The organism is Faecalimicrobium sp. JNUCC 81, assembly GCF_053667625.1.
Window position 1 is genome coordinate 672013 of sequence record NZ_CM132203.1, and the last position, 12608, is coordinate 684620.

Below are 12608 nucleotides of genomic sequence, written 5' to 3' on the forward strand. Positions count from 1 at the left end.
GATAGTATGAAAGGGTGGGAGATAAATGAAACCAGTAATAATAGGAGTTGGCGGACCGGTAGGTAGTGGAAAAACATTACTAATAGAAAGACTTACTAGAGTAATGAATTACAAATATAATTGTGCGGTTATAACTAATGATATCTATACAAAGGAAGATGCAAGATTCTTAGTTAAAAATTCTGTTTTACCTGAAGAAAAAGTTATAGGAGTAGAAACAGGAGGATGCCCACACACCGCGATTAGAGAAGATGCTTCTATGAACTTTGCAGCGATAGAAGAACTAAAAAATAAATTTAATGATTTGGATATTATTTTTTTAGAAAGTGGTGGGGATAACCTAGCGGCTACATTTAGCCCAGATTTAGTTGATTTTTCCATTTATATAATAGATGTTGCCCAAGGTGAAAAGATTCCAAAAAAAGCAGGCCAAGGAATGATTAAAAGCGATTTGTTTGTTATAAACAAAATAGATTTAGCTACTTACGTTGGAGCAGATTTAGAAATTATGAGAAAAGATACATTAGTTTTTAGAGATGATAATAGTTTTATATTTACTAACTTAAAGACAGATAACGGATTAGATAAAGTTTTAAGTTGGATTAAGAATAATTGTTTATTAGAAGGAATTGATTAGTATGAGTGATAGTCAATATGCAGGCAAATTAGAAATAATACTAGAGAATAGAGACAAGGAAACAGTATTGGCTAAGAGATATTTTGATGGTTTAGTAAAAGTATCTCCGACCATTCATCTTGATAGAGAAAAAATACCTACATATTTTTTACTTCAACTTGGAGGTGGTTATGTAGAGGGTGAAAAATATAAAAATGTAATTACTTTGAAAAAGGGTTCCAGAGGTATTGTAACAACCCAAGCGCCTACAAAAGTATATAAGTGTCCAAATAACATAAAAACAGAACAATATACAATAATTAATCTAGAAGAAGATAGTATTTTAGAGTATATTACAGATACAGTAATACTGTACAAGGACTCTATATATAGACAAATAAATAATATATATATGAATGAAAGCTCAACCCTTATATATACAGATGGGATTACTTCAGGATGGTCGCCACAAGGAGAATTATTTCAATATAGTAGTTTACAGCTAAAGACACAAGTATATGTAGATAATAAAATTATTTTATTAGATAATTTATTGGTAAATCCAAAAGAAAATGATGTTACTCAATTAGGGTTCTTTGAAGGATATCAAAACTTTGGTACATTACTTGTAATTAATAAATATATAACAGAGAATATAATTGAAGAACTAAGAGAAAAGGTTAAGCAATTAGATTTAAATATTAGTTTTGGTATATCAAAATTAGAGGTAAATGGATTTATATTAAGAGTATTAGGAAATTTAACTCAAAATATTGAGTCTGTAATAAAAACATGCCATGACTATATAAGAGAAAAACTCTTAGACTCTAATGAATTGATTATTCGTAAATATTAGTATAGATATGGGGTGCATTAAATGCTAGGGATAGTATTATTATATGTAGGGATTGTTTTGATAAATAATGGTATGACAAGAATATATAATGTAGATGAAAAATCAGCATCAATAATGAATATTTTCATAGGTTTGTTAGCAGTAATAATTGATGTCATATTTGTAATTCAAGGTGAATATCTTGCTGCTGGTACTGGGTTGCTATTTGCATTTACATATTTGTTTATAGGCATTAATGGTATATTTGATTTGGATAAAAGACCATATGGTTGGTATAGCCTTTTTGTATCGATAAATGCAATATCATGTGCACTTTTAAGTTTATCTGATGGAGATTTGAGATTCTTTATAATTTGGATATTATGGGGAATACTATGGTCAACTACCTTTATAGAAATAATACTAAAAAAGAATTTGGGTAAACTTGTTTCTTATTTAGCTATATTTGAAGGAATATTCACAGCATGGATACCAGGATTTTTAATGTTAATTAATAAATGGTAGTTAAGTTGATGAATTATGATATAAATTAGAATAGAGCTTAAATGAATTTACATTAAAAAATTAAGTAAACAACAAAGATCTAGTTTGAAAGTTTATATTTTAGAAGCTTTCAGACTAGATTTTTAATTATAAAAAACTTTATTAATTTACAAAGTAGGGTATATAGTATATGATAAATTATATTATTGAAGTAAATTAATTATAACAAAATAGTATACAATATATTGCTATATTTATAAACTGGAGGAATTAATATGAGCAAAAATCATAGTATATATGTAGTCTTGATAGTGATACTATTAATTATGATAGCATCTTTTGTAAATAATAAAAATAATGAAAACAATCAAAATACTAACGAAAAAAATAGAGTAGAAGATATAGAACAAATAGAACCATTATCTAAAAAGCACGCTATAAATATATTAAAAGCTGAATATGGAGATTATATATTAGCAAGTGAAGATGATATAAAAATAAAAGGCGATGAATATATTATAGATGTTTCTGTTTACATAGAAGATGATGAACCACATGAAGATTTAGGAGAACATGAGCATGAGCAAAGTTTAGGTGTTCATAAAATTAATATGTACACAGGAAAATTAATAATACCAGATGAAAGTACAGAAAATAAGTAAAATAAGTATGTATCAAATGATGGCAGTTTTTATAATTAATGTACACTAAAACTAAATATGATATAATAAATGATATATATAAGTAGTTTGGAGGTATATAGTTGAAAACTTTAGAAAATGAAATGAAGTACTTACAATTGTTATCAAAACAGTATCCTAGCATATCAAAAGCTAGTACTGAAATTATAAATTTAGAAGCAATATTAAATCTGCCAAAAGGAACAGAACATTTTTTAACAGACATACATGGAGAATATGAGCCATTTGTACATGTTCTAAAAAATGGTTCAGGCGTTGTAAAAAGAAAGATCGAAGAGTTATTTTCAAATACTATGAGAGAAAGTGAAAAAAAGGCTTTAGCAACACTTGTATATTATCCAGAACAAAAATTAGAATTAATAGTAAAAGAAGAAGAAAATATAGATGATTTTTATAGAATAAATATATACAGACTTATAGAATTATGTAGGTATGCGTCTAGTAAATACACAAGATCTAAGGTTAGGAAACTTCTACCTAATGATTTTAAATATATAATAGAAGAACTTCTACATGAAAATATCGATAGTAAGCACAAGCAAGATTATTATAAGAGTATAGTAGAGACAATTATAGAAATAGATAGAGCTAAGGAATTTATAATAGCTATATCAAAAGTAATACAAAAGCTAGTAGTAGATAGGTTACACATACTAGGAGATATATATGATAGAGGTCCAAGACCAGATATAGTTATGGATACATTAATGGATTACCATAGTGTTGATATACAATGGGGGAATCATGATATATTATGGATGGGAGCAGCAGCAGGGCAAAAAACTTGTATAGCAAATGCTCTTAGAATATCTGCAAGATATGCAAACTTAGATATAATAGAAGATATTTATGGAATAAACCTATTACCACTAGCTACTTTTGCAATGGATGTTTACAAAGATGATCCTTGTAATAACTTTATGCCTAAAACAAGTGATGAAGATGTATCAAGTACAGAGAAATCGTTAATAGCAAAAATGCACAAGGCAATAAGTATAATTCAATTTAAGCTTGAAGGATTAGTTATAAATGAAAGACCAGAGTTTGACATGAAACATAGGCTACTTCTTAATAATATAAACTACGATGAAGGAACAATATCATTAAGAGGAAAAGTTTATAAATTGAAAGATTCTAATCTTCCAACAATAGATAAGAATAATCCATATAAGCTTACAGAAAAAGAAAGCTTAGTTATTGAAAAATTAGTATCATCATTTAAAAATAGTGAAAAACTTCAAAAGCATGCTTCTTTCTTATTCTCAAAAGGAAGTATATATTTAACTGCTAACTCAAATTTATTATTTCATGGGTGTATACCTCTAAATGAAGATGAAAGTTTTAAAAGTATGACTCTGCAAGGACAAGAGTATAGTGGTAAGGCGTTAATGGATAAAATGGAAGCTTTAGCAAGGGAAGGGTATTTCTTTAAAGAAAAAACAGAACAAAAACAGTATGGTATGGATATAATGTGGTACTTATGGACTGGTAAGTGTTCATCTTTATTTGGAAAAGATGATATGACAACTTTTGAAAGATACTTTATTAATGAAAAAGAAACTCATAAAGAGAATAAAAATCCATACTTTAAATTAAGAGAAGACGAGAATATGTGTAGAAAAATATTCAAAGAGTTTAATTTAGACTTTGAAGAATCTCATATTATAAATGGTCATGTTCCTGTAGAAAGTAAAAATGGAGAAAGTCCTATAAAGGCTAATGGAAAGATTCTTGTTATAGATGGAGGATTTTCAAGAGCTTATCAAAAGAAAACAGGAATAGCTGGTTATACATTAATATATAATTCTAAAACTTTACAATTAGTATCTCATGAGCCATTTACATCGGCAGAAGAAGCTATAGTAAATGAAAGTGATATATTATCAACAACAATAGTTGTAGAGCACAAAGTAAATAGAAAAACGGTAAGAGATACAGATGCTGGTAAGAAATTAGAAGAAGAAGTAAAAGATTTAAAATTACTTTTAATGGCATATAAAAAAGGTTTAATAAAAGAAATTCAGTAAATAGAAGCCGAAAGGCTTCTATTTTTATGTAAAAATCACAATAGTAGTATGAAGTTGTAAAACTAAGGTAAAAATTAATAATAGTTTAAGATGGAGGTAGCTTATGAATTTATTAAAAGATAGTAAAACTAAAGATAATTTAATGAGAGCTTTTGCAGGAGAAAGCCAAGCTAGAAACAGATACACTTTTGGAGCAAGCCAAGCTAAGGGCCAAAATTTAGCATTAATAGGACAGGCATTTACTTATACTGCAGATCAAGAAAGGGCACATGCTAAAGTATTTTATAATCATTTAAAAGATCTTTCTGGTCAAACAATATTCATAGATGGTGGTTATCCAATAGACATATATGATAATATAGCTCAAACCCTAAGAGCAGCTCAACATAATGAATATGAAGAATGGGAGGATGTTTATAAAGAATTTGCTAAGGTTGCGATGGAAGAAGGATTTACAAATGTAGCAAATACTTTTAACAAAATAGCAGAAATAGAAAAGATACATGGTGACAGATTTGGTAATTTTGCAGATAAGTTAGAATCAAATACGCTTTTTAAAAGTGATAAAGAAGAACAATGGATATGCTTAAACTGCGGTCATGTACATACAAGTAAAGAGGCACCAGGAATATGCCCTGTATGTTCTCATCCGCAAGGATATTTCATATTATACTCAAACTCTCCATTTGAAAATTAACATTACAAATTATGGTGTGAAAAAGTTTTCAAAACTATTGACATAGATTTATTAATATTATAAAATTAAATTTATAAAATACGAAATAAATTTAATTAAAATAAATCGATAAAATGGATTGTTACTGATTGAGCAGGCAATACCTAAGTTAGGACACGAAGTTTTTGTGTCTTGATTTAGGTATTTTATTTTTAAAAGATTGAAATTATGGGTATAAATAATAGAAATTCAATTAAAAGAGGTGAGTAAATATCTATGATTATTGAAAAAATTTATAACAACAATGTAGTATTGGTTATAGATAAAGAAAGTAAAAAAGAACTAGTGCTCACTGGATGTGGAATAGGGTTTCAAAAAAAGATAGGACAAGAAATTGATAAAAGTAAAATTGAAAAAAAGTTTATTACAGAGGATGATACTTTTAAACAAAAGATAATAAAATTAGCGAGTGAAGTAGATGAAAAAGTATTTGATACTAGTTCTAATATAATAGAATATGCAGAGGGCTTTTTAAATACTGAGTTAGATGATTACATATATGCATCATTAACAGACCATATATCATTTGCTCTTAAAAGATTTGAAGAAAATATAGAGATAAAAAATGATTTACTATATGAAATAAGAAGAATTCATAAAAGAGAGTTTGAAATTGGAAAATGGTCAATAGATTATATTAATGAACAACTTAATGTTAAATTTCCAATAGATGAAGCAGGATTTATAGCAATGCATATAGTTAATGCAAATTATAAAGAAAGTACAAGTGAATCATTTCTAATGACTAAAATAGTTAAGGATATACTTAATATAATAAGGTATTATTATTCCGTTGAATTTGAAGAAGATGATTATAACTATGATAGATTAATAACTCATTTAAAGTTTTTTGCTATAAGGCTAATTAAAAAAGAAATATTAGATAACAAGAATAACGAACTTATAGATGTAATAAAATTAAAATATGAAAGTGCATATAATTGTGCATGTAAAATAAAGCAATTTATAGAACAAAATCATGAGTACATTGTAAGTGAAGATGAAATACTTTACCTTACACTTCATATAAATAGAGTTATATCAGCAATAAAAGATAATGAAAATTAAATACTTAAACTAATAAAGTAAACAATAAAAGATTGTTACTGGTTAAGCAGGCAAGACTTAAGTTTATAAATATGTATTTAATAGTTTAGGAATAGTGTTATTAATTAAGGAGAATATTACATAGTAATATTATCTTTAATTAATAGCGTAAATTCCAGCTATTTATACTGTTATAAATTTAAGTCTTTTTATATTTAAAAAACAATTATAGGAGGATCAAAATGAAAAAGATATTTGGTGTTTTACAAAAAGTAGGAAAAGCATTGATGTTACCAGTTGCATTACTTCCAGCAGCAGGTATACTTCTAGGTGTGAGTAATGCGCTAGCAAACCCACAACTAATACAAATGATGCCTTTTCTAGACAATACAACTTTCCAACTTATAATTAAAATAATGGAGAAATCAGGCGGAATAGTATTTGATAATTTACCTTTATTATTTGCAGTAGGTACTGCAGTTGGTTTAACTGAAGGTGAAGGTGTTGCAGGATTAGCTGCAATTGTTGGTTTATTAATAATGAATACATCTATGGGAATTATGGCTGGAGTAACTCCAGAATTAGCTGGGGCTGTTCCTGGTTTAAAAGGAAACCCAATGTATACAATGGCTCTAGGAGTTCCAACTCTTCAAACTGGGGTTTTTGGCGGTATTATAATAGGTATAATCGCTGCAGGACTTTATAAAAAGTTCTACAAAATTGATTTACCTCAATATTTAGGATTCTTTGCAGGTAAAAGATTCGTTCCAATAGTAACAGCAGCAAGTGCTATATTAATAGGTATAATATTATCATTTATATGGCCTCCAATACAAAATGGATTACTTTCATTCTCTAAAACAGTAATAGAGGCAAATATAACAATAGCAGCATTTTTATTTGGTATAGTTGAAAGAGCATTAATACCATTTGGTCTACATCACGTATTCTATAATCCATTCTGGTATCAATTTGGTGAATATACAAATAATGCAGGTCAACTAGTAATGGGTGACCAAAGTATATTCATGGCTCAACTTAAAGATGGTGTAGCATTTACAGCAGGTACTTTTATGACTGGTAAATTCCCATTCATGATGTTTGGTCTTCCAGCAGCAGCCCTTGCTATGGTTCATACTGCTAAACCAGAAAAGAGAAAGTTTGTTGCAGGTATAATGGCATCAGCAGCCCTTACTTCATTCTTAACAGGTATAACTGAACCAATAGAATTCGCATTCTTATTTGTAGCTCCAGCATTATTTGCAGTTCACTGTTTATTTGCAGGATTATCATTTATGTTAATGCAGTTATTAAATGTTAAGATAGGCATGACATTCTCAGGAGGTCTTTTAGACTTCTTACTATTTGGAGTTTTACCAAATAGAACTCCGTGGTATTTAGCAATACTAGTAGGATTAGGATTTGCAGTAGTTTACTACTTCGGATTTAGATTTATAATAACTAAGTTTAACTTAAAGACTCCAGGTAGAGAAGATGATGTAGAAAAATCAGAAGGTACTGTATTAAATAATAGTGAGTTAGCAGCAGGAATATTAGAAGCTTTAGGAAATAAAGAAAATATAAAAAGCTTAGATGCTTGTATAACTAGACTTAGAGTAGCGGTTGATGATATAGAAAAAGTTGACCAAGATAAATTAAAATCACTAGGTGCAGCAGGCGTTATGGTAATAGGTAATAACATCCAAGCTATATACGGACCTAAATCAGATACATTAAAATCAGAAATAAATGAGATAGTATCAGGAAAAGTTAAAGTAAATAAAAAAGTAGAAGAGCCAGTAATAGAAGTTAAAGAAGCTAAAGAAGAAAAAATAGACTCTAATGAAGAAATATTATCATTAACTAATGGTGATATATTAGATATATCAAAAGTTCCTGATGAAGTATTTTCAACAAAATTAATGGGTGATGGATTTGCTATAGATTCATCTGATGGAAATATATATTCACCAGTAGATGGTAGTGTAGAAGTAATATTCCCTACAAAGCATGCTGTAATAATAAAATCAAAAGGTGGTAGAGAAGTACTTATACATTTAGGAATAGAAACTGTTAAGTTAGAAGGTAAAGGCTTTGAAATGTTTGTTGAAGTAGGACAACAAGTTAAAGCTGGAGATAAATTAGTTGAAATGGATTTAGATTATATTCGTGAAAATGCAACATCAACAATAAGTCCGGTAATATTTACCAATTTAGAAGAGAGCGAAAAAGTTAAAGTAAAAACAGGTAAAACATTCGCTAAAGAAAGTAATAGAGTAAATATAACTAAGTAAAAAAGAAAATTGACAAATCTTCAAAAAACCTAGCGAATATGCTAGGTTTTTTGACATTAAAGATGAAATGGAGTATAATTAACGAGTAAATTTAATCGTAGAATGATGATTTAAAATGAGGTGGAAAGTGTGGATAATATAGTGATACAACCCGTATTAGTAGGTGGAGATATAAACTGCTATAGCGTGGCAAGAGCATATCATGAAGCATATGGAGTAAAATCTATAGCCTTTGGTAGATATGCATTAGGAGCAACTAAAGATAGTAATATAATAGATTTTAGAATAGACCCAAGAATAACGGAAGAAAAAGAATTTATACAAGTTTTACTAAAAACTGCAGATGAATTAGCAGCGCCTAATAAAAAGCTAATATTAATGGGATGTACGGACGAATATGCAGAGTTAATAATAGACCATAGAGATATACTAAAGGAAAAATACATAGTTCCTTACATAGATAGTGAACTAAAAAATAAATTAATAGAAAAAGAATTATTTTATAATATGTGTGAAGAAAAAGGATTAGATTATCCTAAAACTTTTATATACTCAAAAGGTGATAAAATAGAAGACTTTGGATTTAACTATCCAGTAATAATAAAGCCATCTGATAGTGTATTATATTGGCAGTTCCCATTTGAGGGTATGAAAAAAGCATATGTTGCTAATAATGAAAAAGAATTTATAGAAATTACTTCTGCAATATATAGTGGTAAGTATGATAAGAACTTAATAATACAAGACTTCATACCGGGTGATGATTCAAATATGAGAGTTTTAACTTGCTACTCAGATCAACATGGTAAAGTTAAAATGATGTGTTTAGGACATGTATTATTAGAAGAGCATACTCCAAAAGGTATAGGAAATCATGCGGCTATAATTACAGAGTATGATGAAGCTTTAATGGAAAAGTTTAAAGCATTCCTAGAAGATATAAATTATACAGGTTACTCAAATTTTGATATAAAGTTCGATACAAGAGATAACACATACAAGGTGTTTGAAATAAACTTAAGACAAGGTAGAAGTAACTATTATGTAACAAGTTCAGGAAATAACATAGCAAAATATATAGTAGAAGATAGAGTATACAATAAAGAATTAGATTTAAAAATTCAAAAAGATGCTTTCTTCTGGCATGTTATACCTAATAATGTAGTTTATAAATATGTAAAAGATCAAAAATTAGTAAATAAAGCTAAGAAATTAGTAAGCGAAGGAAAAAGTGCAACTTCATTTGGATATGAAAAAGACTTAAAAGGAAACTTTAAGAGAAGATGGTATATATTCTTATACAGTATAAACCAAATGAGGAAGTTTAAAAAATACTGCAAATAGATTGGTGATGTATATATGAAAACTAACAAGACAGTTGGAGTAATGGGTGGACTAGGCCCAATGGCTACAGTTTATTTTTATGACATGGTAGTTAGATTAACAGATGCGAGTTGTGACCAAGACCATATAGATATGGTTATAACTAATCGCGCGACAACACCAGATAGAACAGATTTTATAATAGGTAAATCTGATAAATCTCCAGTAAATGTGCTTATAGAAGATGCTAGGAAGTTAGAAACATTTGGATGTAGCTTTTTAGTAATAACTTGTAATACAGCGCATTATTTCTACAATGAAATATCAAGTAGTGTTAGTATACCTACTTTAAATATAATAGAAGAAACAGTTAAATATGCTCATGAAAAAGGATATAAAAAACTTGGAATATTAGCTACGACTGGTAATATTCAGACGAAGCTATATCAAAATATGTGTGAAAAGTACAGTATAGATTATTTAGTATTAGATGATAATAGACAACAGTATATAATGGATATAATTTATAAAGATATTAAAAGTGGAAAACCTGCAAATATGGGTAAATTTAATTTAGTTGTAGATTATTTAAAAGAAAATAATTGCGATGGAGCTATACTTGGATGTACAGAGCTATCGATACTTAAAAATGATAATAATCTAGATAATGATTTTTATATAGATTCATTGGAAGTATTAGCAAGAAGAACTATAGTAAAATCTGGTAAAGTTGATAAATGCAATGATAAAATAATAGTATAGAAATTTATAATTTCTAGAGTATTCAAAAATAGAGTAGTTAAAACTACTCTATTTTTGAATACAAAAATTCGCTTTAAAATCTAATTATTATAAGAAGTAACATATTTAACAATTATTTGTAAAACAAATTTTATAAATAATATGATATACTACATACGAAAGAAAACTTATGAGGAGGGGCTAAAATATGAAATTATCAAATATAATGAATGAAGTTAAATTTTCTTCAGTTAAGCCTTGGAATGAAATAAAAGATACTAAAATAAAAGACTTAGCTTACAATTCTTCAAAATGTGAAGATGGATATATATTTATAGCAATAAAAGGAGAAACAGTAGATGGGCATAAGTATGCAAGTGATGCATATAAAAGAGGTTGTAGAGTATTTATATTACAAGATGATATAAAACTTAATGATGATGCCATAAAACTAATAGTAGAAGATAGTAGAGTTGCTTTATCAAAAATGTCAGCTAACTATTTTGGTAATCCATCAAAAGAATTAAAAGTTATAGGAGTAACAGGAACTAAAGGAAAAACTACTATAACAAATTATATAAGTGAAGTTTTAAATAAGTCAGGTGTAAACACTGGAGTTATAGGAACTAATGGTACATTTTATAATGGGATAAGTGAAAAAACAGTAAACACAACACCAGAAAGTTATGAACTTCATAGGATATTTAAAACTATGCTAGATAACGGTGTAAAATGTGTATCTATGGAAGTTTCATCAGGTGGAATAATGATGGAAAGAGTTAAAGATGTAGACTTTGACATAGCGATATTTTCAAACTTATCACCAGACCATATTGGTCCAAAGGAACATCCAACATTTGAACACTATTTAGAATGTAAAGCTAGATTATTTACATTAGCTAAACATGGAATAATAAATATAGATGATGAACATGCAAAAGATATAATTAAAAAAGCTACATGTGATATAGAAACATTTGCAATAGAAAAGGATGCTGATTTAGTAGCTAAAAGTATAGAATACTCAAGAGCTTTAGATTCTTTAGGAGTTAGCTTTAAATGTGAAACTAAAAATGACAGCTTTAATGCTTACATATGCTCACCTGGGACATTTAGTATATATAATGCATTAGCAGTCATATCTGTATGTAGATACTTAAATGTTAAGCAAGACGTAATGTTAGACGCTCTTAAAAATGCAAAAGTAAAAGGAAGAGTTGAAGTGTTACCAATACTTGAAGATGCGACTATAATAATAGACTATGCTCACAACGGAGTAAGTTTAGAAAATATACTACAGACACTTAAAAAATACGATCATAATAGAGTAATATGCTTATTTGGGTCAGTTGGTGGAAGAACAGAATTAAGAAGAAAAGAACTTGGAGATGTTGCAGCAAGAGAATGTGATTTATGTATATTAACAAGTGATAATCCGGACTTTGAAGATCCTATGAACGTTATAAAGGATATTGCTGAATCATTTGAAAATACAAATTGTGAGTATATAGTTGAGCCGGATAGAAAAATAGCTATAGAAAAAGCTATAGAAATAGCTCAAGAGGGCGACATGATAGTATTTGCAGGAAAAGGACACGAAGAATATCAATTAATAAAAGGTGAGAGAGTACCATTTAGTGAAACTGAAATAGCTATAAATGCAGCTAAGAAAAGAAATAAATCTAAAGATACAAGCGTATTAGCATAAAATAAAATTTATATAGTATTAACATATAATGAAAGAATTTTAGTTAAGGTAATAATTAAGATTCTTTCATTATTTA

General features: G+C 28.1%; 11 protein-coding genes. All 11 read left to right on the forward strand.

Going from position 1 to position 12608, the window contains the following annotated elements:
* Positions 1-25 precede the first annotated feature (25 nt).
* Positions 26-637, forward strand: a complete 612-nt coding sequence (ureG, locus tag JNUCC81_RS03305) for an urease accessory protein UreG (protein ID WP_454095300.1) — start codon at positions 26-28, stop codon at positions 635-637.
* Position 638: 1 nt separating this feature from the next.
* Positions 639-1472 carry an urease accessory protein UreD gene (locus JNUCC81_RS03310; RefSeq protein WP_454095301.1) on the forward strand — a complete coding sequence of 278 codons (834 nt, stop codon included), beginning with the start codon at positions 639-641 and terminating at the stop codon, positions 1470-1472.
* A 21-nt stretch (positions 1473-1493) separates the two neighbouring features.
* Positions 1494-1976: an AmiS/UreI family transporter gene (locus JNUCC81_RS03315; protein WP_454095302.1), complete on the forward strand. Its 483-nt coding sequence runs from the start codon at positions 1494-1496 to the stop codon at positions 1974-1976.
* A 254-nt stretch (positions 1977-2230) separates the two neighbouring features.
* Entirely contained in the window at positions 2231-2617 is a 387-nt protein-coding gene (locus JNUCC81_RS03320) for a hypothetical protein (protein WP_454095303.1), read from the forward strand.
* A gap of 122 nt (positions 2618-2739) precedes the next feature.
* Entirely contained in the window at positions 2740-4683 is a 1944-nt protein-coding gene (locus JNUCC81_RS03325) for a fructose-bisphosphatase class III (RefSeq protein ID WP_454096368.1), read from the forward strand.
* A 103-nt stretch (positions 4684-4786) separates the two neighbouring features.
* Positions 4787-5380, forward strand: a complete 594-nt coding sequence (rbr, locus tag JNUCC81_RS03330; protein WP_454095304.1) for a rubrerythrin — start codon at positions 4787-4789, stop codon at positions 5378-5380.
* Positions 5381-5635: 255 nt separating this feature from the next.
* Positions 5636-6487, forward strand: coding sequence for a BglG family transcription antiterminator LicT (gene licT / locus JNUCC81_RS03335; protein WP_454095305.1), 852 nt, complete (start codon positions 5636-5638; stop codon positions 6485-6487).
* Between the two features lie 221 nt (positions 6488-6708).
* Positions 6709-8760, forward strand: a complete 2052-nt coding sequence (gene ptsG, locus JNUCC81_RS03340) for a glucose-specific PTS transporter subunit IIBC (RefSeq protein WP_454095306.1) — start codon at positions 6709-6711, stop codon at positions 8758-8760.
* A gap of 129 nt (positions 8761-8889) precedes the next feature.
* Complete coding sequence (locus JNUCC81_RS03345; protein WP_454095307.1) at positions 8890-10104, forward strand: carboxylate--amine ligase; 1215 nt, start codon at positions 8890-8892, stop codon at positions 10102-10104.
* A gap of 15 nt (positions 10105-10119) precedes the next feature.
* Positions 10120-10845: an aspartate/glutamate racemase family protein gene (locus JNUCC81_RS03350; RefSeq protein WP_454095308.1), complete on the forward strand. Its 726-nt coding sequence runs from the start codon at positions 10120-10122 to the stop codon at positions 10843-10845.
* Positions 10846-11032: 187 nt separating this feature from the next.
* Positions 11033-12532: a UDP-N-acetylmuramoyl-L-alanyl-D-glutamate--2,6-diaminopimelate ligase gene (locus JNUCC81_RS03355; RefSeq protein ID WP_454095309.1), complete on the forward strand. Its 1500-nt coding sequence runs from the start codon at positions 11033-11035 to the stop codon at positions 12530-12532.
* Positions 12533-12608: the final 76 nt, after the last annotated feature.